The sequence below is a fragment of the Bradyrhizobium sp. genome (genome assembly GCF_035935975.1).
GTDB lineage: Bacteria > Pseudomonadota > Alphaproteobacteria > Rhizobiales > Xanthobacteraceae > Bradyrhizobium.
This window is the reverse complement of the sequence record NZ_DASYWN010000063.1, coordinates 25,900-45,650: the sequence shown is the minus strand read 5'-3', so window position 1 is coordinate 45,650 and position 19,751 is coordinate 25,900. Positions and strand designations below refer to the sequence as shown.

At 64.3% G+C, this 19,751-nt stretch carries 19 protein-coding genes; 8 read left to right on the top strand and 11 right to left on the bottom strand.

The genetic code is table 11. From position 1 onward, the window contains the following. Positions 1-234 precede the first annotated feature (234 nt). Complete coding sequence (blaBJP, locus tag VGR99_RS38915) at positions 235-1,119, bottom strand: BJP family subclass B3 metallo-beta-lactamase (RefSeq protein ID WP_326905244.1); 885 nt, start codon at positions 1,117-1,119, stop codon at positions 235-237. Between the two features lie 264 nt (positions 1,120-1,383). Between blaBJP and VGR99_RS38910 the strand changes: the two genes are divergently transcribed. Continuing rightward, entirely contained in the window at positions 1,384-2,700 is a 1,317-nt protein-coding gene (locus tag VGR99_RS38910; protein ID WP_326905243.1) for an alpha/beta hydrolase, read from the top strand. A gap of 105 nt (positions 2,701-2,805) precedes the next feature. On the opposite strand, the gene VGR99_RS38905 is transcribed toward VGR99_RS38910, so the two are convergent. From VGR99_RS38905 to VGR99_RS38895, 3 genes are all read right to left on the bottom strand, one after another. Beyond that, entirely contained in the window at positions 2,806-3,087 is a 282-nt protein-coding gene (locus VGR99_RS38905) for a TonB-dependent receptor plug domain-containing protein (RefSeq protein ID WP_326905242.1), read from the bottom strand. 62 nt (positions 3,088-3,149) lie between these two features. After that, positions 3,150-4,712 carry a hypothetical protein gene (locus VGR99_RS38900; RefSeq protein WP_326905241.1) on the bottom strand — a complete coding sequence of 521 codons (1,563 nt, stop codon included), beginning with the start codon at positions 4,710-4,712 and terminating at the stop codon, positions 3,150-3,152. Positions 4,713-4,968: 256 nt separating this feature from the next. Beyond that, entirely contained in the window at positions 4,969-5,196 is a 228-nt protein-coding gene (locus VGR99_RS38895) for a hypothetical protein (protein ID WP_326905240.1), read from the bottom strand. Positions 5,197-5,427: 231 nt separating this feature from the next. Between VGR99_RS38895 and VGR99_RS38890 the strand changes: the two genes are divergently transcribed. Together VGR99_RS38890 and VGR99_RS38885 are read left to right on the top strand one after the other, a co-directional pair. Then, positions 5,428-5,703, top strand: coding sequence for a hypothetical protein (locus VGR99_RS38890; protein ID WP_326905239.1), 276 nt, complete (start codon positions 5,428-5,430; stop codon positions 5,701-5,703). A 172-nt stretch (positions 5,704-5,875) separates the two neighbouring features. Beyond that, positions 5,876-6,685: an extracellular solute-binding protein gene (locus VGR99_RS38885; RefSeq protein ID WP_326905238.1), complete on the top strand. Its 810-nt coding sequence runs from the start codon at positions 5,876-5,878 to the stop codon at positions 6,683-6,685. On the opposite strand, the gene VGR99_RS38880 is transcribed toward VGR99_RS38885, so the two are convergent. The 3 genes from VGR99_RS38880 to VGR99_RS38870 form a co-directional block, all read right to left on the bottom strand. After that, positions 6,659-7,357 carry an ABC transporter permease gene (locus VGR99_RS38880; protein ID WP_326905237.1) on the bottom strand — a complete coding sequence of 233 codons (699 nt, stop codon included), beginning with the start codon at positions 7,355-7,357 and terminating at the stop codon, positions 6,659-6,661. The two genes, VGR99_RS38885 and VGR99_RS38880, sit on opposite strands and share 27 nt — an antisense overlap. 265 nt (positions 7,358-7,622) lie before the next feature. Beyond that, complete coding sequence (pstS, locus tag VGR99_RS38875) at positions 7,623-8,669, bottom strand: phosphate ABC transporter substrate-binding protein PstS (protein ID WP_326905236.1); 1,047 nt, start codon at positions 8,667-8,669, stop codon at positions 7,623-7,625. Positions 8,670-8,762: 93 nt separating this feature from the next. Next, positions 8,763-8,984, bottom strand: a complete 222-nt coding sequence (locus VGR99_RS38870; RefSeq protein WP_326905235.1) for a DUF3551 domain-containing protein — start codon at positions 8,982-8,984, stop codon at positions 8,763-8,765. A gap of 280 nt (positions 8,985-9,264) precedes the next feature. Here VGR99_RS38870 and VGR99_RS38865 point away from each other — a divergent pair, with 280 nt between their 5' ends. From VGR99_RS38865 to VGR99_RS38845, 5 genes are all read left to right on the top strand, one after another. After that, positions 9,265-10,743, top strand: coding sequence for an FAD-binding oxidoreductase (locus tag VGR99_RS38865; RefSeq protein WP_326905234.1), 1,479 nt, complete (start codon positions 9,265-9,267; stop codon positions 10,741-10,743). 263 nt (positions 10,744-11,006) lie between these two features. Beyond that, the gene (locus VGR99_RS38860; protein ID WP_326905233.1) at positions 11,007-11,858 is read left to right on the top strand and encodes a 3-hydroxybutyryl-CoA dehydrogenase; all 852 of its coding nucleotides are present in this window, start codon (positions 11,007-11,009) and stop codon (positions 11,856-11,858) included. A 139-nt stretch (positions 11,859-11,997) separates the two neighbouring features. Beyond that, the gene (locus tag VGR99_RS38855; RefSeq protein ID WP_326905232.1) at positions 11,998-12,462 is read left to right on the top strand and encodes a group III truncated hemoglobin; all 465 of its coding nucleotides are present in this window, start codon (positions 11,998-12,000) and stop codon (positions 12,460-12,462) included. A gap of 264 nt (positions 12,463-12,726) precedes the next feature. After that, positions 12,727-13,380 (top strand): ubiquinol-cytochrome c reductase iron-sulfur subunit, encoded by a 654-nt coding sequence (locus VGR99_RS38850; RefSeq protein WP_326905231.1) that lies wholly within the window; start codon positions 12,727-12,729, stop codon positions 13,378-13,380. A gap of 117 nt (positions 13,381-13,497) precedes the next feature. Continuing rightward, a complete protein-coding gene (locus VGR99_RS38845) occupies positions 13,498-15,222 on the top strand; it encodes a methanol/ethanol family PQQ-dependent dehydrogenase (RefSeq protein ID WP_326905230.1) in 1,725 nt (574 codons plus the stop codon). Between the two features lie 223 nt (positions 15,223-15,445). Here the strand turns inward: VGR99_RS38845 and VGR99_RS38840 are convergent, their stop codons facing one another. From VGR99_RS38840 to gfa, 4 genes are all read right to left on the bottom strand, one after another. Continuing rightward, a complete protein-coding gene (locus tag VGR99_RS38840; protein WP_326905229.1) occupies positions 15,446-15,706 on the bottom strand; it encodes a hypothetical protein in 261 nt (86 codons plus the stop codon). A gap of 57 nt (positions 15,707-15,763) precedes the next feature. Beyond that, positions 15,764-18,076: a xanthine dehydrogenase family protein molybdopterin-binding subunit gene (locus VGR99_RS38835; protein WP_326905228.1), complete on the bottom strand. Its 2,313-nt coding sequence runs from the start codon at positions 18,074-18,076 to the stop codon at positions 15,764-15,766. A 1-nt stretch (position 18,077) separates the two neighbouring features. Beyond that, positions 18,078-18,530, bottom strand: coding sequence for a (2Fe-2S)-binding protein (locus VGR99_RS38830; RefSeq protein ID WP_326905227.1), 453 nt, complete (start codon positions 18,528-18,530; stop codon positions 18,078-18,080). A gap of 646 nt (positions 18,531-19,176) precedes the next feature. After that, on the bottom strand, positions 19,177-19,740 hold the full coding sequence (gene gfa, locus VGR99_RS38825) for an S-(hydroxymethyl)glutathione synthase (protein ID WP_326905226.1): 564 nt from the start codon (positions 19,738-19,740) through the stop codon (positions 19,177-19,179). Between the last annotated feature and the right edge of the window lie 11 nt (positions 19,741-19,751).

Below are 19,751 nucleotides of genomic sequence, written 5' to 3'. Positions count from 1 at the left end.
GGGTAAAGGGCGCGTTAGACGGGTTCCACGGGGAAAGCCCAGCGCAAGTTGCACGCGACCGCAGGGTTTTCCGACCGCGTGCATTGGTGAGGTCCGGTTAAGCATATGAACCGCCCGCGACGGGCACTTCGGCTCATGCCAAGCCGTTCGTGGTCAGGTCACGCTAACCATGCTTGTCGCTGCATTGTCGCACGTCGACTGCGCGGGTCGACGTGCGACAATGTCTACTCGTCGTTACTTCTTCTCCAGCGCAGCGGTCTGCTTGGCGAGTTGCTTGTCGAAATCCTCGGACAGACTCGTTGCATAGGTGACGAGCTCACCCGGCTTGACGAACGGGTTCGGTGCACCGTCCTTCATCTCGGCGCGCTTGGCCTGCATGCCATAGACTTCCGGATGCGGTCCGAGCAGCACGTCGATCTTCATCGCCTTCACCTTGGCGTAGGTCGCACGGTAGTCGTCGACGATGCCGGGATAGGTCGGCTGCCCGACCAGCCGGTTCAATGCCACCGTGCCGCTGCAGAAGAACAGCACCTCGCGGTCCTCCTTACCGTCCTTGACGGTCATCTCCCAGCTCGTGCAGCCCGGCGAATGGCCGGGCGTCGCATGCGCCGTCAGCGTGGTGTCGCCGAGCGTGACCTTGTCGCCCTCCTTGACGGTGCGATCGACCTTCACCGCGGGGAAGCTGAGGTCCTCGTTCTTCTCGTCGCCTGGATAGTAGCCGCCCTCGAGCAGCGGCTTGTCGCGCTCGCCGGCGACGAGCTGTGCACCGGTCTCTTTCTTGATCTCGGCAAAACCGCCGGTGTGGTCGAGATGGGCGTGCGAGTTGAGAATGACCTTGATGTCGGCGACCTCGAGGCCGAGCTTGGCGATGTTGTCCTTGATCATCCCGGTCGACTGGGGCATCGCCGTGTCCATCAGGATCAGGCCCTGCGATGTCTTGATGACATAGACGGCAATGCCGTCGGTGCCGACATAATAGATGTTGCCGATGAGCTGGAACGGCTCGAACGGCGCGGTCCATTTCTGCATGACCGTCGCCAGGAAATCCTTGATGGTCTGCGCCTGCGCTGCCGTCGTGAACAGTGTCAATGCGCACAGCGCGGCCGTGAGCCTTCTCATCGTCTTCCTCCCGAATTGTTCTTGTCGTTTTGATCGGACGCGCACGCTCGACCGGCGCGCAAGTTACGTCGTGCGAGGTGCGGCAGCAACCGCCTCATGTCCACAAATATCCTGTGGCATGCGTGGAATAATGAACCCCATCCGGTTTGAGCATGACGACCATTGCTGCAACGCGGTTGGCCCTTGTGTTTGACCGCGAGCAGGCCGGTCGGCATACTTCGTCGCAAGACGAGCCGGCAAGACTCGTCAGCAATGGGAGCTGAAATGACCAATTCATTGTCCGTCCTTGCGGGGGCGCTGATTTCCATCGTCTCCTTGACTTCAGTGGCGCTGGCGCAGCCGGCCTGCGTGACCCAGAACATGGCGGTGCCGCCCGGCGCGAACACCACCGACAAGGCCGCGCCGTTCTTCATCGACACGACAGGGCTCGACTTCAAGACCGCGCCGCCGACGCGCGATCCCGCGAGCGCCAACTATCCACGCGCGACCGAGCTGCCTGACGGAACGCTGCCGCCTCCTGGCGCCGAGGGCAATTTCATCATCGGCCCCACTCACAACCCTGCGCCGGAGACCATCGCGAAAGAGGGCGTGCCGCGCGGCGCGACGAAATCCTTCACGCTGACGTCGAAGGAGAGCACGATCTACAATCCCGGCCTGATCCGCGATGATGTCGCCGGCTGCACCAACTCCTCGATCATGACGACGGTGACCGCGCCGGACGACAAGTCGCACATGATCGTCACCACCAGTCATCCCGGCATCTGGTCACGCATGATCGACGTCTACGTGCCGGCGCAATATGTGCGCGGCACCGAGGCGCCGTTCATCGTGGTCGGCGACGGCGGCTCGAACGCCTACAAGGATCTCGCCACGACGCTGGACAATCTGATCGCGCAGCGCCGCGTGCCGCCGATGATCGCGATCCAGATCGGCAATGGCGGGCAGGACGCGCAAGGCAGCCAGCGCGGCCGCGAATACGACGCTGTGTCGGGCGCGTACGCGCAGTTCGTCGAGCGCGAGGTGCTGCCGCTGGTCGAGAAGAATGCGGATGTCAAGCTCACCAAGGATCCCGACGGGCGCGCGACCATGGGGCTGAGCTCGAGCGGGGCTGCTGCCTTCACCATGGCCTGGTTCTATCCGGACCTCTATCACCGTGTGCTGGCCTTCTCGCCGACAATGGTCAACCAGCAATGGCCGCATGATCCATCGCTGCGCGGCGGCGCATGGGAATATCACAGCGCATGGACCGGGCCGGCCGGTCCCAACCTCATCTCGAAGGCCGGCGTGCTCACGCCGGCCGATCCGCCCGGTGTGCCGCTGATTGTCGCTGCGCCGGCAAAGCCGATCCGCTTCTGGTTCTTCGGCGGCGACCAGGATCTGTTCTATCCGAACCCCACCATTCCCGACGGCATGCACGACTGGACCCTGTCCAACGCGCTGATGGCGAAGGTGCTGGCCGAGAAGGGATATCACTACCAGTTCCTGTTCGTGCGCAACGCCAAGCACGTCGACCGGCCGACGATCGCGCAGACGCTGCCGTCGGCGCTGGAGTGGGTCTGGAAGGGTTATCCGATCCCCTAAGGGTTAGAGCGTTTTCCAGCGAGGTGGATACCGGTTCGCGTCAAGAAAACGCGTCAAGACAAGAATCTAGAGCCCCGTTCCGATTCCATCGGAACGGGAAAGGCTCTAGCGCCCAATCGTCACGCCTGCGGTCGAGCGCATGGCGTCGCGAAGGCTCGTCGCGTTCTTGTCGTCGAGGACCTCACGCGTCAGGACCGTGGTCTGGCCGGGCGTGTTGAGGATCGTCTCGCCGCGCGAGGACGAGAGCCGGTCGGCCTTGTACGGCGCGGCCCGATCGGTGGCGGTCGCCGCGACCGTGTGGCGCTGCCGCTTGCTGGACGCCGCAAAGGCGCCTTGCGAGACGCAGAGGGTGGCGATCACGATCAATGTCAGCGATTTCGCGGGCATGCGATCTCCCACATCCAGGGCATCAGCCTAGCATATGGTGAGCGCCGCCAGAGATAAAAGGATCAGGCGAGGGCGGTCTGGCGTTCCCGCGCCGGCTCGCGGGCGGCCTTTGCCGTCTCGGCAAGCCGGGTGAAGCTGCGCTGGCTTGCATGCGCGGGCGCCTCGACGATGACGCCTTCGCAGACGATCTGGCCGCCGAGCATCTTGAATTCGAGCCTGTCGTAGCGCGGCATCGTCTCGCCCGGCGCGGGCGGCAGCAGCTCGCTTCGTCCCTGGATGTTCAACGCGGAGTCGCCGGTGCCGTGAATCCGCGGATTCCACATCCTGATCCCGGTTTCCGTCCAGCGCTGCCGGATCAATATGGCGCGATCGGTGGGATCAGCCGCTCTCGTCGGCGTTCGCGGTGCGCGGCTGCGCCTTGGCGGCGACGGCAGTGCGACCAAAGTGGGCGCGCCGCTCGAGCCGGAATCCGGGGAGACTGCCGGGGCTTCGTCCGTAGTAACGGGCAAGGCGGGCGACGGAACCTCTGCCGCGACAGGCGCGACATCCGCGGCGACGCCGGGAGATGGATCGCCGGCGACGGTGAGGTCGGGAACATCAGCCGCGGCGCTTTCAGCTTCGACGAGCACCACGGACGCGTCGTCTGGCCCTGCGACCTCGACGTCGGCACTGAATTCAGCGGTAGGTTCGCTGGCGACGACGAGATCGGAGACGTCAGCTGGCAGGCTTTCGGCTTCGGGGAGCGGCGTGGTCGCGGCTTCCATGTGGACGGGCTCGCCATCCGCTGCGATTTCAGCGAACTGCTCGCTGCCGACGAGGTCCGGAATCTCAGCCGCTGGTCTTTCGGCCTCGACGAGCGGCACGGAAGCGGCCTCTGCGCTGGCGGGCTCGGCAGCTGCTGCGGTTTCAGCGGATTGCTCGGCGGCGATAAGGTCCGGAATCTCAGCTGCTGGACTTTCGGCTTCGGCGAGCGGCGCGGAAGCGGCCTCTGCGCAGGCGGGCTCGGCCTCCGCTGCGGTTTCAGCGGACTGCTCACAGGCGACGAGGTCTGGAATCTCAACCGCTGGACTTTCGGCCTCGACGAGCAGCACGGAAGCGACCTCTGCGTCGGCGGATTCGGCGTCCGCGAGAACTTCAGTGACCGGCTCGCTGATGGTTAGATCGGAAGAGTCCGCCACAGGCCGCAAGTCGTCAGCAAGCGGAGCGGAGACGTCCTCTGCACCATCAGGTTCAACGTCTGCGGCTTCGCCGGCGCAAGCGTCGCTGCTGTCGATGTGGTCAGCGACGTCAACCTGTTCGCTCTCCATCTCTATGGAAAGGATCGCAGGCTCCGCGGCGGCGACCGGATCGATAGCGGCAGGGAGTTCGCCAGACAAATCCACAGCGGTGCTGATATCGGACGGCGCGGCGGACGGGCTGTCCTCGACATCGGGAACAACAGTCTCATCGACCGCGACGGGAACCGCTACTGCGACAGCCGCGTCCTCTTGCAGCGGGGCAGCCGCGATCTCTGCCGCTGGAGAAGTTTCGGTGATGTCCGCAACGGGAGCCTGAGGCTCATCCGCCGCGATCGGTGTGACCTCGGTACTGCCGATCTGCGGCAAGGGACGAAGCCGGTCGAACACCCATCTCACCGCAGGAATGCGGCGCAGCAACGATATCAGTCTCGAAAGCACTGGGAGTTGTCCAAGAGGTACTCGGCGTGAGGCAATCGCTGATTCGCCAGCAATGTGAAAAACTGCCCCGGCCGTCACATCGATGTCAATGTGGGCGGGACCAATTGCAGAACATCGACGTCGGCTACGCACGGGAAAATGTGGGGTTATCGCCGCCTCGGCGTTGGACCGCTCAATGATGGCGATACGAGCGGTCCTGCATCCCTCATTCGAAATGCATCATTGCGAGCGGATCTTCCTCGCGATCCGGCGAGCGCGTCGCTTGAGGGCGCTGGATGGTGGCGTGCTCTTTGGTGCGGAGATGCGAATGCGCCCTGTGAACGAGGACGATTGCGTTCGGCGGTGCGAGGTCGGTGCCGCCGGCGTGTGCCGGGCCGGCCGTGGCGAGTGAGAGGGCGAGCCGCAAAGCCGTGAAGATGGTTGTCTTTGTCATGGGAGGCTCCAGTGCAATCCAGTGACGGGACTGCCCCGCTACGCCGGATATTTCCGGACAGCATGCGACATCACGAGGGGTTCAAAAGGCGTGAGGCGGGCGTGTGGACGCGCCGCCTTTGGCGCGTGATGCGCGACAAACCGTCCCGGGAACCCGGATGCGACAAAGCACCACCGTCGGAGCGAGGGAGGTCGCGCCTAGACTAGGCGGGCAGCAACGCGAAGAGCTCGCATGTCCGATCCTCCCGACGACAGGATCGTTCCGATCCGCTCGTTGCAAGGCGCCCGGCTCGACGAGCGCTTTGACGCAACGCTTGCGGACCTTCAGACCCGGCGTGACGAGCTCGTGCAAATCATCTCGCGTCTCACTGACGGCTTGAGTGCGATCGATCAATCTGCCACAGCGGGAGCCGCGCAGTCGGCGCGGGATTTGCTCGATCTTCTGGCCAGGGCCAAGTCTGAGTTGGACGACGTGACCGTCATTATCGACAAGCTGCGGTCGTCATGAACCCGCCGAGCGCCGACCAATGTGACCACCCCCACAGAGATGCGGTACCGAGCCCGGATACGCTTGCATGATGCGGTACTGCCCCGGCCATTGATTCCTGCGCCGAACGTTGGGCTTTCCAGCGTCATCCTCTCCAGCTTAACTTGGAACGCCTGGGGAGTGAGGACGACACATGAAGAAGCTTGCAGCCATTGCAGCGGTTCTGGTCTGGTCGACATGCGCATTCGCGCAGGATCGCACCATCACCGTGGCCTCGACGACGTCGACGGAACAGTCGGGCCTGTTCGGCTATCTGCTGCCGCTGTTCTCGAAGGCCGAGGGCATCGAGGTGAAGGTCGTTGCCGTCGGTACCGGCCAGGCGCTGGATATCGGGCGGCGCGGCGATGCCGACGTGGTGTTCGTCCACGACAGGGCGGCCGAGGACAAGTTCATGTCCGAAGGGCAGGGCGTGAAGCGCTTCGACGTCATGTACAACGATTTCATCATCGTCGGGCCCAAGAGCGACCCCGCGAAGATCGCGGGCGGCAAGGACGTCACGGATGCGCTGCGCAAGATCGCGGCGGCGAAGGCGCCGTTCATCTCGCGCGGCGACAAGTCCGGCACGCATGCGGCGGAGCTTAGGCTGTGGAAGGACGCGGGCGTCGATATCGCTGCCGGCAAGGACAGCTGGTATCGCGAGATCGGGCAGGGCATGGGCCCGGCGCTGAACATGGCCTCGTCGGCGAATGCCTATCTGCTGTCGGATCGCGGCACCTGGCTGTCGTTCAAGAACCGCGGCGAGCTCGCCATCCTGACCGAGGGCGACAAGCGGCTGTTCAATCAGTATGGCGTCATGCTTGTGAATCCGGACAAGCATTCGAACGTCAAGGCGAAGGACGGGCAGGCCTTCATCGACTGGCTGATCTCGCCGAAGGGGCAGGATGCGATCGCCGGCTACAAGGTCGGCGGCGAGCAGCTATTTTTCCCCAACGCGTCCCACTAGCAGGAACGCGACGGTCGACACGAAGACGCTGAGCGCGAGCAGGATCAGCCCGAGCCCCAGTGCCAGCGGCAGGTCTCCCTTGCTCGTCTCCAGCGCGATGGCGGTCGTCATCGTGCGTGTGAAACCGCGGATGTTGCCGCCGACGATGATGATCGCGCCCACCTCGGCGATGGCGCGCCCGAAGGCCGCGAGAAAGGCCGTCAGCAGCGAGGTCCGTCCCAGCGCGAACAGGAGCGCCATGCTGCGGAGCGCCGACAACCCGTCGATCCGCGCCAGGTCGCCATACTCGGCCCAGAGCAGGCTTGCCGGCCGGTGCACCAGCGCCACCACGATCGGAGTCGCGAGCAGCGTCTGCGCGATCACCATGGCGGTCGGCGTGAACAACAGCCCGGCCGCCCCGAGCGGGCCGGATCGCGACAGCAGAATATAGAGCGCTAATCCGACCACGACCGGCGGCAGTCCGAGCAGCGCATTGGTCAGCACGATGATGACCTGTCGGCCGCGAAAACGTGTGATCGCAAGCAGCGCCCCGATCGGCGCGCCGATCAGCAGCGCGATGATGCCGGCGGTCAGGCTGACGCGGACCGACAATGCGACGATGCCGAGCAGTTCGGCGTCGGCGTCGCCGATCAGCGCGAAGGCGGCGGCGATCGATCGCGCGAAGTCGTTCATCCGGCCGGGCGCTGTTGCGACGGCAAGCGATCGGGCCTCATGGCGTCCATTCGAAAGTCCCCGGGCTCGGCAGCGACTCGGCTGCTTCTCATGGGCCTTCGCGTAGTCTCACCGCGGCGAGCCGGCAACAGGCCTTTCGCCGACTAAATCACGATTCACCGCGGAGTTTCCAGAAGGATCGTGGTGCCCCCGGATAACGGAGCCGCCGAGCCGCTCACCTTGGAGGTCGAGAGCGGTCCGGCGGCAGGGCTTCGGATCTTCCAGTTCAGCGCTTGACGCTGGCCGATGCCGAGACCGCCGTCAGGCTCTGCTGCCAGTAGCGTTCGATCTGGTCGATCAAGGCGGTCGGCAGCGGAACGTAGTTGAGCGTCTCGGCCTGGGCTTTTCCGTTCTCCAGCGACCACCGCACGAAGTCGATCGCGGCGTCCGATCGTTCCGGAGATTTCGGCGCCTTCGGCATCAGCACGAAGGTCGTCGCCGTGATCGGATAGGCATCTTCGCCGGGCGCGTTGGTGAGCACGAGATGGAAATCCTTCTCCGCCTTCCAGTCGGCGCTCGATGCCGCCGCCTGGAACGATGCAGCGTCGGGCACCACGAAATTGCCGGCGCTGTTCTGCACCACGCCGAAGGAAATCTTGTCCAAGCGCTGCAGCGCGTAGGTGTATTCGAGATAGCCGATCGAGCCCGGAACGAGGCTGACGAGCGAGGCGACGCCGTCATTGCCCTTGCCGCCGAGGCCGAGCGGCCATTCGACCGAGGTGCCTTCGCCCACGCTCGTCTTCCATTGCGGGCTGACCTTCGAGAGGTAGTTCGACCAGTTGAATGTCGTGCCGGATCCGTCGATGCGGTGGACCACCGTGATCGCCGTGTTCGGCAATTTGATGTCGGGATTGATCGCGCGAATGGCCGGATCGTTCCAGGATTTCAGCTTGCCGAGATAGATGTCGGCGAGCATCTGTCCTGTAAAGCGGATCTGGCCGGGCTTGACGCCGTCGATATTGACCACAGGCACGACGCCTCCGATCACGATCGGGAATTGCATCATGCCGAGCCTGTCCAGGTCTTTCGGGTCGAGCGGCATGTCGCTTGCGCCGAAATCGACGGCTTCCTTCTTGATCAGGCCGACGCCGATGCTCGAGCCGACGGCCTGATAGCTGACGACGTTTCCGGTCTTGGCCTTGTACGCGTCGATCCATTTCGCCATCACGGGCGAAACGAAGGTTGATCCGGCTCCCTTGGTCTCGGCCGCCAGGCATTGCGTGGCGACGAGCAGAGCGGTGAGGACGATCGGCAGCCTGATGTGTTTGGTCATGTGCACGACGCTAACAGCTCGGACACCGGCGCGATGTGGTCTATGTCACAAAAATGTCGTGTGACTTTTGTGTGCGGTAGCTTGCGACAAAGCTCATTGCTGCTGCGCGCGACGCTGATGCGCATAGCGTGGATTGACGCCGCAATGCGCCCGCGTGCCTGATGCCGATGCCCGGCACTGGCTGTGGGTCGCGAAGCTGCAATTGCCGGGATAGCCCCATTGATCCCCCTGCAGACAATAGCGCCCGGCATGCGCTGGTCTCGCTTCGGCGAAACAGAAGACGAGAAAGAGAACGCCGATGAGGTAACGGGACATGAAAGCCTCCGGGTCGCTCTGTGCTGAGACCGGCTCGTTGCGACGATCAGTTCGACTTGCAGGTGCGAATTGGAGCTCGCAACCCGGCCTGTCTCACGCTCAGCGTTCGCTCCGCGCTCCACCAACCGATTGATCTGGATCAAGGAATTCGGGGCCTGACGTTCCCGCAAGTGCGATCTTCATGCTAGGCTCGTTACGCAAACGTCTAGACTTGAAAACGATAATGAAGGCCGGCGCGCCGCCAAAAGGCTGCGCGGAAGAGCCGCAAAGAGAGGAAACCATGCCGGGTGCAGCCCTTCCGACCGCTCCCTCGATTCCGTCCGCGCCCGTGACACCAGCCATTCTCGACCGCTTGAGCGCCATCGTGGGTGACAAGGGCCTGATCCTGGACGAGCATGACAAACGGCCGTTCGTGACCGATTGGCGCGGCGAGCTGGCGGGGCAGGCCGCGGCGGTCGTGCGTCCGGCCAGCACTGCGGAAGTCTCCGCCGTCGTCAAGCTCTGCCATGACAACGGCGTTGCGATCGTGCCGCAGGGCGGCAACACCGGCTTGATGGGGGGCGCCACGCCGTGGCCTGCGCACCGCGGCATTGTGTTGTCGCTCGGTCGCATGAACCATGTGCTGCATGTCGACGCCGTCGGCTACGCCATGACCGTTGAGGCGGGCTGCATCTTGCAGACGCTGCAGGAGACGGCTGCGCGTCATGACCGCCTGTTTCCGCTCAGCCTCGGTGCCCAGGGCTCCTGCATGATCGGAGGCAATCTCTCCACCAATGCCGGCGGCGTGCAGGTGCTGCGTTACGGCAACGCGCGAAATCTGGTGCTCGGTCTCGAGGTGGTGCTGGCCAATGGTGAAGTCTGGAATGGGCTGCGCGCGCTCAAGAAGGACAACACGGGCTATGACCTCAAGCACCTGTTCATGGGCGCCGAAGGGACGCTCGGCATCATCACCAAGGCGGTGCTCAAGCTGTGGCCGGCGCCGAAGGATGTGTGCACGGCGTGGCTTGCGATCCGCGATCCCGTGGCAGCCATCGAGCTCCTGTCGGAGGCGCATGCGGCATCCGACGGCAATGTCGGCTCCTGCGAGCTGATGAGTCGCGCCTGCACCGACATGGTGCTGCGCCATATTCCCGGGACCCAGGATCCTCTCAAGGCAGAGACCGAATGGTATCTCCTGCTCGAATGGTCGTCGGCGCGCCCGCGGCCGGGCGGCGGCACCGGCATGTCGGAGAAGATGGAGCTGTTCCTGGCCGACCAGCTCGAGGCGGGCCGGGTGCTGGATGCGGTGATCGCGCAAACCGACGCGCAGTCGCGCAACATGTGGCGGATTCGCGAGAGCGTGGCCGAGGCTTCGCGCGCCGAGGGGCCGGGCCTGAGCTACGACGTGTCGGTAGCCATCTCCAGGATTCCCGAGTTCATCGACAAGGGTCTCAAGGCCATTCTCGACATCCTGCCGACGATCCGTCCCTATCCACTCGGTCACATCGGCGACGGCAACGTGCACTTCTCCTTCATGGGTCCGAAGGGCATGGATCGCGCCACGCTTGGCCAGTATTCCGCGGCGATCACGCGGGCCGTCAACGACCTCATCACCGCCATGGACGGCTCGATCTCGGCCGAGCACGGCATCGGCATCGAGAAGCTCGACGAGCTCGCGCATTACCGCTCCAGGACCGAGCTCGACATCATGCGGACGATCAAGCAGGCGCTCGACCCCAAGAACATCATGAATCCGGGCAAGGTGCTCCGGCTTCCCTGAGACGCGGCCTCAGCCGATCAGGCCCGGTCCCCGCAGCCTCCGTCCGTCGGGCGGGAAACGGCACAAAATCCGGGCAAAACCGGCCGCGGAAGCGCCAATTCATGGCCTTTCGCCGCGGACGGGCGGCTTTATTCCGGCCATGGATGCTTTAAGGAAGGGGCAGGATCAGGTCGCACCCGCCCGTGGGCGGTGCTAGACCCTGATGCAGGAACAATGGGCCGGGCCGCTACCGGCACGCCCGCAAAGATGAAGGATAAGAGGCAATGATCCAGACCGTCGGCATCATCGGGGCAGGGACCATGGGGAACGGCATCGCGCAAATCTGCGCGGCGGCCGGGCTTTCGGTCGTGATGGTCGATATTTCCGATGCGGCGGTGAACCGCGGGATCTCGACCGTCGGCGGCAGCCTCGAGCGCCTGGTCAAGAAGGAGAAGATGTCGGCTGCCGATCGCGATGCGACGCTCAAGCGCATCACCGGCACCACCGACCGCGCCAAGCTCTCCGACTGCGACCTCGTCATCGAGGCCGCGACCGAGAACGAGGAGCTCAAGGTCAAGATCCTGAAGGACCTCTGCGCTTCGCTGTCGCCGCGCACGCTGGTTGCGACCAACACGTCGTCGATCTCGATCACCAAGCTTGCCGCCGCGACCGATCGCCCGGACCGTTTCATCGGCATGCACTTCTTCAACCCGGTTCCGGTGATGGCGCTGCTGGAGCTCATCCGCGGCCTGCAGACCTCGGACGACACCCACGCCAAGGCGCTCGATTTCGCCCAGCGCGTCGGCAAGGTGGCGATCACCGCGAAGAACAGCCCGGGCTTCGCCGTCAACCGCATCCTGTGCCCGATGATCAACGAGGCGATCTTCGCGCTCCAGGAGGGGATCGCGACGGCGGAAGAGATCGACGCCGGCATGAAGCTCGGCTGCAACCATCCGATCGGGCCGCTGGCGTTGGCCGATCTCGTCGGCCTCGACACCATGCTGTCGGTGATGGAGGTCTTTTATAAGGGCTTCAACGACCCCAAATATCGTCCGGCCCCCTTGCTCAAGGAAATGGTCGATGCCGGCCATCTCGGCCGCAAGACCGGGCAGGGCTTTTACACCTACAGCGCCTGATATTGGCGCCGGCGGTGGGCTCCAAAACGCCCGCCGCTCGATCCCGCAATTTGCGCTGCGACAAAGACGCCGCGCGCAATGGGCCCGACAATGTCGAACGGGCGGCTTCGCGGGAACAACGAAACGGAAAACGAAGGACATGTCGGATCGACTGAAGGCCGAGCGGGAAGCTGCGGCCGCGCGGCGGAACCTGCTGACCCGGGATGCGATCGAGCGTACCGGGATCACCGAAGAGATGATCGGGGAACTCGTCACCCGCTTCTACGGACGCGTCCGCGAGGACACGCTGCTCGGGCCGGTGTTCGCGGTCGTGCAGAATTGGGATGAGCATCTCGACAAGCTCAGGGATTTCTGGTCGTCGGTCGTGCTGATGAGCGGCCGCTATCACGGCTCGCCGATGCGGGCGCATATGCCACTGAGCCTGATCGGGGATCATTTCGATCGTTGGCTCGACCTGTTCGAACAGACCACGCGCGAGGTCTGTCCGCCTGCGGCGGCTGCGCTCTTCATCGACAAGGCGCGGCGTATCGCCGACAGTTTTGAAATGGCATCGGCGACGATCGCCGGCCGCATCGCTTCGCCGCGTCACGTGCTCAGGTCCTGACCACGGCGAAGCTGCCTTTAAAACGTGCAGTTGAATCGCTTCGAGGTTGCAGCGCGCTGTTAACAACGCGCTGCACCAATTCCAACATCATCGGTCTGATCTGCAAAATCATCATGCCGCTCGCGCGGTGTGACGTAGCATTTGCGAAAACGCGCTTGAATTCGCTTATTCGCATTCAATCAAAACGAGCAAAGACATATTGATGCACTGCGGTGCCAATTCTTCGCCTTGTTTTCGGCAGAGTTCCAGCGCCTGCTAGCGTGCATGGCGCGCGCATCAATCAACAACACTTCATCATCGTCCGAGAGCACCGCGGAACCTGAAGTCGACGCGGGCGTGGAGCAGACGCGGCGAACGCTGCTGCTCGGTGCGCTCGCCACCACCGCCTGTCTCGGTTGTTCCGCGCAAGCGCATGCCGGCGAGGATCCACCCGGTTCGGACGAGCGGCCGCAGAAGGGCGACCAGCTTGTTTTCTCCGAGGGAGAGCAGGAAGGAAAGCTCATCACCGCGGCCGATCTGCCAGCCGGCGGGCCGCCGGTGCATGCCTGGCCGAAGGATCCCAAGACGTCGGTCGTGCGCAGCGCTTCGCGCCTCAACGAGATCCTCATCATTCGGCTCGATCCGGCCGAGCTCGACGAACAGACCAAGGCGCGTGCCGTCGACGGCATTCTCGCTTATTCGGCGATCTGTTCGCATGCCGGCTGTCCGGTCACCGCCTGGGTGAAGAGCGATGTCGGCGACAAGGACGTGTTCAAGTGCATGTGCCACAACTCCGAATACGATCCCCGCGCGGGCGCGCAGGTCGTGTTCGGGCCGGCACCGCGACGGCTCGCGGCGCTGCCGCTGTCGCTCGCTGACGGTTCGCTCAGTGTTGCCGGCAACTTCTTGGGAAAGGTAGGTGGCGTGCAGCCAGGATGATGGACGGTGCGGGGTATGCCCGCGTCACGAGAGGCCGCATCCGCCGACGGGCGGACGTCGGGACGAACGACAAGAATTCAAAACAAGAATTCAAACGGATGAAAAAGGGGAACGTCCATGACCAGGAAGCAATGGTTGCTGTCCGGCTTCGTCGCCTTCACGTGTCTTGCCTCGACCGCAGCAATCGCCGGCCCGATCGAGAACTACGCACCAGTCACCCAGCAGCGCCTGGAGAATCCGGAACCGAGCAACTGGATGCTCTATCGGCGCACCTATGACGGGCAGGGCTACAGCCCGCTCGACCAGATCAACACCTCGAACGTGAAGAGCCTCACGCCGGTCTGGACCTTCGCCACCGGCGTGGTCGAAGGCCATGAGGCGCCGCCGATCGTCAATAACGGCGTGATGTTCGTGGCGACCCCGATGGGGCAGGTGATCGCGATCAACGCGAAAACCGGCGATGAGTACTGGCGCTACAAGCGGCAGCTCCCGGACGATCTATTCCAGCTGCATCCGACCAGCCGCGGCGTCGGCCTCTGGGAGGACAAGCTCTATCTTGCCACCACCGACGATCATGTGGTCGCGCTCGACGCCAAGACCGGAAAGGTGGTGTGGGACACCAAGGTGCAGGACTACAAGAAGGGCCAGTACATGACCCTGATGCCGCTGATCGTCGACGGCAAGGTCATCGTCGGCGGCTCCGGCGGCGAGTTCGGCGTGCGCGGCTACGTGGCCGCCTATGATGCCAAGGACGGCAAGGAGTTGTGGCGGACCTTCACCATCCCCGGCGAAGGCGAGCCCGGCCATGACACTTGGCAGGGCGACGACTGGAAGAACGGCGGCGGCTCGGCCTGGATGACCGGTAATTACGACAAGGACACCAAGACGATTTATTGGGGTGTCGGCAACGCCGCGCCATGGCCCGGCGAGATGCATCCCGGCGACAATCTCTACACCTCGTCGGTGCTCGCACTCGATCCGAGCAACGGCAAGATCAAGACCTATCACCAGTATCACCAGAACGATTCCTGGGATTGGGACGAGGTCGAAGCGCCGATCCTGGTCGATCTGCAGCGTGATGGCCGCAACATCAAGAGCCTGATCCATCCGGGCCGCGACGCGATCTTCTGGGTGCTCGAGCGCACCCCGACCAAGATCAACTATGTCGCCGGCTGGCCGTTCGTCGCAACCGACGTGTGGAAGGGTATCGATGAGAGCGGCAAGCCGATCGTCGATCCCGCGCACAAGCCGGTCGTCGGCAAGCGCGTCGAGTTCTGCCCGTCGCTGTGGGGCGGCAAGGACTGGCCGTCGGCGGCCTACAGCCAGAAGACCGGCCTCGTTTACGTGCCCGCCAACGAGAATTTCTGCGGCGGGTTCACCGGCGAGAAACTCCCGCTCAAGCCCGGCGAGCTCTGGCTCGGCACAAAGCCTGAGGACATCGGCCTGAAGGCCAAGCCCGGCGCCGATCATTTCGGCGAGCTGCAGGCCTGGGATCCCGTCACCGGCAAGAAGGTGTGGCAGCACAACTTCCCGAAATCGCAGCTGTTCGGCTCGGTGACGGCGACCGCGGGCGATCTCGTCTTCGCCGGCGGCACCAACGACCGCAACTTCCGCGCCTTCAACGCCAAGACAGGCGAGCTGTTGTGGGAGCAGAAGACCAATTCCGGCATCATGGGCATGCCGGTGTCCTATGAGATCGACGGCACGCAATACATCGCGATCCAGTCGGGATGGGGCGTGGACGCGCAACGCATCCAGGACGCGCTCGCCACCAACAATATCGGCATCGAGTCCAACGTGCCGCAGGGCGGCGTGATCTGGGTGTTCGCGCTGAAGAAATAAGCTCCGCGGGCGGATCGAAATGCGCGGAGCGTCAGGGGGCAAATGCGGCGGACGGCAACGTCCGCCGCATTTTGCGCGAGCGACGGGATCGCGGCCGTTGCGACGCATTCGTCATGCCCGGGCTTGTCCCGGGCATCCACGTTCTCAGGTCTGCGGCAAAGGTCGTGGATGGCCGGGACAGGCCCGGCCATGACGGCGAGAGAAGGTCAGTCCGCGAAGACCACTACTTCCCCTGCCTGTCCACCTTGTCCTTTTCCTTCTGGTTCATCTCCTGAACCTTGGGATCGCTGCTGCTCTGCCCGGTGGTCTGGGTGGTCGAAGCGGGCGGTGCGGTCGCGTTGGGAAGAGAGTTCTGATCCGGCGAGGTGGGGCGCGTCGCCGTGGTCGGCGGCGCGGCGGTGCTCTGCGCGAACGCAGCCGCGGCGGGCAAGAAAAAGGCGCCCGACAGCAACGAGACTGCGAGCGCCCTTGAGATGTTGGTCATCGATCTGCTCCTGTCAGATCGATGGAAACGGCGCGAGGCCGCTTGTGTTCCTTTCTTCTACGCCTCCAATTGCTTGCCGAGCGGCAGATTTCGGATGCGCTTTCCGGTCGCCGCGAAGATCGCATTCATCAGTGCCGGCGCGAAGGGGGGAACGCCGGGCTCGCCGACGCCGCTTGGCGGCGTGTCGGGTCCGGGCGGGACGATATAGACGTTGGTCACCAACGGAGACTCGTCCATCCTGATGACCTGGAAGTCGTCAAAGTTCTTCTGCTCCACCTTGCCGTCCTTGAAGGTGATCTCGCCATATTTGGCGAGGCTCAAGCCCATGATCGCCGCGCCCTCGATCTGCGAGGCGATGCGCTCGGGGTTGACATAGGCGCCGCAGTCGATCGCGGTGTCGACCCGCGGTACCGTCAGCTTGCCCTTGTCGTCGACGGCGACCTCGACGATCGTTGCGATGTAGCTGACGAAGCTGCGGTGCACGGCGATGCCGAGGCCGTGGCCCTTGGGTACCTGACGGCCCCATTCGCCCTTCTCGGCGACCAGCTCGACAACCTTGCGCAGGCGCGCGGTGTCGATCGGGTAGCTGTCCTGCGGCTCGCCGTAGTTCCACATGTCCTTCACCGCCGGCTTGACAATGCGCGGGCTGCCGATCAGCGCGAGCAGCGTCTCCTTCTGGTCGCGGCCGGTCGCAGCGGCGATCTCGCCGACCATCGACTGCACCGCGAACGCACGCGGGATGTTCGAGACCGAGCGGAACCAGCCGATGCGGGTGAAGGCCGCGGCTTCCGGATTTTCGCAAGAGATGTTGGCGATCTCGAACGGCATGTCGACGAGGCCCATGCCGAGCTCGAAGGGCGCTGCGTGGTTTGCACCGGCTGCGAATGTCGAGGCAATGGTCGGTGCCACGCTGCGGTGGCGCCAGGCGATCACCTTGCCGCTCTTGTCGAGCCCCGCTTCGATACGCTCGACCGAGACGGTGTGCAGGAAGTCGTGATGGACATCGTCCTCACGCGTCCACTGCACCTTCACGGGGGCGCCGAGCTCCTTCGAGAGGAGCGCGGCCTCGAGCGCGAAGTCGCATTTCGACTTGCGGCCGAAGCCGCCGCCGAGCAGCGTCACATTGACGGTGACGTTGCCCTCGGGAATGCCGAGCGTCTTGGCGACGTCCTCGCGGGTGCCGCCGGGGCTCTGCACCGGCGCCCAGATCTCCGCCTTGTCGCCCTTGACGTCGGCAACCGCGACCGGCGGCTCCATGCTGGCATGGGCGAGGTGGGGCAGATAATATTCGCCGACGATGACCTTGTCGGCGCTCTTGAGCGCGGCGTCGGCGTCGCCTTCCTGGCGTACGACGAGGCCCGGCTTGCGCGCGGCCTCCTCGAGCTCCTTGCGGTAGGCAACCGAGTCGTACTTGCCGTTGGCGCCGTCGTCCCAGGTCAGCTTCAGCGCGTCGCGGCCCTTGATCGCCGCGCCGGTGTTGCGCGCGATCACGGCAACGCCGCCGAGCGGCTGGAATTTCGAGGGCCACGGCCAGCCCTGAACCTTCATCACCTTCTCGACGCCGGGAATTTTCAGCGCCGCGTCCGGATCGAAATTGACCAGCGTGCCGCCGGTCACGGGCGGGCGCGCGATTACGGCATACTTCATGCCGGGCAGTCGCACATCGGCGCCGTAGCGCGCCTTGCCGGTGGTGATGTCGTGGAGATCGACGATGCCGACCTGGCCCTTGCCGAGGTAGCGGAAGTCCTTCGGGTCCTTCAGCTTGAGGCCTTCGATGCTCGGCACCGATTCCTTGGCGGCGTCGGCGGCGAGTTCGCCAAAGCCGAGCTTGCGGCCGCTGGCGCTGTGGACGACCTCGTGGTTGACGGCCTTGACCTCGGTCGCCGGCACGCCCCAGCGCTTGGCTGCGGCCTGCTCCAGCATGGTGCGGGCGGAGGCGCCGATCTGGCGCATCGGGATCAGATAATGCCGCGTGCTGCGCGAGCCGTCGGTGTCCTGGTTGCCGAACTTGACCTCGTCGCCATGGGCCTGCTGCACCTTCACGCGTGACCAGTCAGCTTCCATCTCCTCGGCCACGATCAGCGGCAGGCTGGTGCGCACGCCGGTGCCCATTTCGGAGCGGTGGGCAAGAATAGTGACGGTGCCATCGGGCGCGACCGCGACGAACACGCGCGGATCGACCACGACGCCATGCGGCATCTTGCCGGCGCCGGTCTCGTAGGCAAAGGCCTGGCGCGTCATCACGGGGGCGGCGAGCACGAACCCGCCGGTGATGCCGAGACCCTTCAGGATGCTGCGGCGCGAAACCTTCTCGACCTTGATGTTCTTCTCGAAGCCACGAAGCTTCCGGGGATTGTCGATGAAATTCATGTCACACTCCCGTCGATGCGAGATGGACGGCGTTCTCGATGCGCTGGTAGCAGCCGCAGCGGCAGATGTTGCCGGCCATGGCTTCGCGGATCTGCTCGTGCGACGGCTTCGGGTTGTCCATCAGCAGCGCTGCGGCCTGCATGATCTGGCCGGCCTGGCAGAAGCCGCATTGCGGCACGTTGACCTGTCGCCAGGCCTTCTGCACGGGGTGATCGCCGTTCGGATGCAATCCTTCGATCGTCGTGATCTCGCGCCCGGCGACGTCGTTGATCGACGTGATGCAGGAGCGCACGGCTTCCTTGTCCACGATGACGGTGCAGGCGCCGCACAGGGCCTGGCCGCAGCCGAATTTGGTGCCGGTGAGCCCGGCCTCGTCGCGCAGGAACCAGAGTAGCGGGAGATCCGGGTCGCCGTCCCAGCTCTGTTCCTGGCCGTTGATCTTCACCTTGATCATGATCGTCCCTCGCTCTTCATAAGCATGTTTAATTCAAACCCGCCGGCATGGCCGGCGGTGGTTCGTGCGTCGTGCCTTCACGTCCCGCCGTTATCCCGCGCGGGCAAATCCCGGAGGGAAGCAGGAACGCCGATGGCGATGTCTGGATGTGCGCGATACCTCCCCGTGTTGTTCTTGTTTGATTGAACGTCGTGCGGCATCGTGACGGCGCGACCCTAGCAGGGATCGCGCCGGCCCGGCGTTCACAGCCGAGTGTTCTCACCGGGAAAAGATTGCATCGGAGGTTTGTCAAAAGCTTGGCGCGACATCGTGCCGCGCTTCCGCAAATACGGCCTGCAACGAAAAAAGCTTCGTCCGCCAGAAAGACTGCGCGGACGAAGCAGGATGCCTCAGTCGAGGGAGGGAGAAACGCAGCGCCGTAGACTTCGAACGGGAAGCTGGCGGCACTGCGCAGTCATTCAGAGACCAGGACTGAGGAGCTGATGGCCCTCACGCTACGCGCCGTACAGAGGCGGCTGCATCGCCGCGATTCGTCCCAGGGCCGGGCCCGCCCGCTGCACTAGCGTTGGTCGGGCCAGCGAGCGGACGGGCAGGGTCTGTGTTCAGGCTGCCTTGATCAGGCCGCCTTCTTTCAAGCCGCCATATTTTAAGCCGCCTTGGCTTTCGCCACGTGAGTCGCGATCGCGTCCATCAGCGCGGGCGACAGGCAGTCATAGGGCTCGAGCCCGATTTCCTTCAGCCGCGAGCGGATGCCGGCCATCTGCTCCGGCTTGACGCCGGATTCGATCACCGAGGAGACGAAGGCGGCAAATTGCGGCGCCTGCGAGCCCTGCTCCTGGAACAGCTCGGGATGGATGAAATCGAGGCCGTAGAACGGGTGGTTCTTGTTCTCGATGCGGCCGTACATGTGCGTGCCGCAGGCCTTGCAGGCATGGCGCTGGATCACCGCGGAGGGATCGACGATCTGGAGCTTGTCGCCGTTCTCGAGCACGGTCACGTTCTGGCGCGGCACCACGGCGACGACGGAGAACGTCGCGCCCTGGGGCTTCCAGCACTTGGTGCAACCACAGGCGTGGTTGTGGGCGACGTCGCCCTTGATGCCGACCTTGACCTGATGGTCCTTGCATTTGCAGGCGAGGGTGCCGCCGGCAAAGCTGCCGCTGCCTTGTTTGAGGCCGTTGTCGATCGATGGGTGGAGTGCAACAGTCATGGGTCGATCCT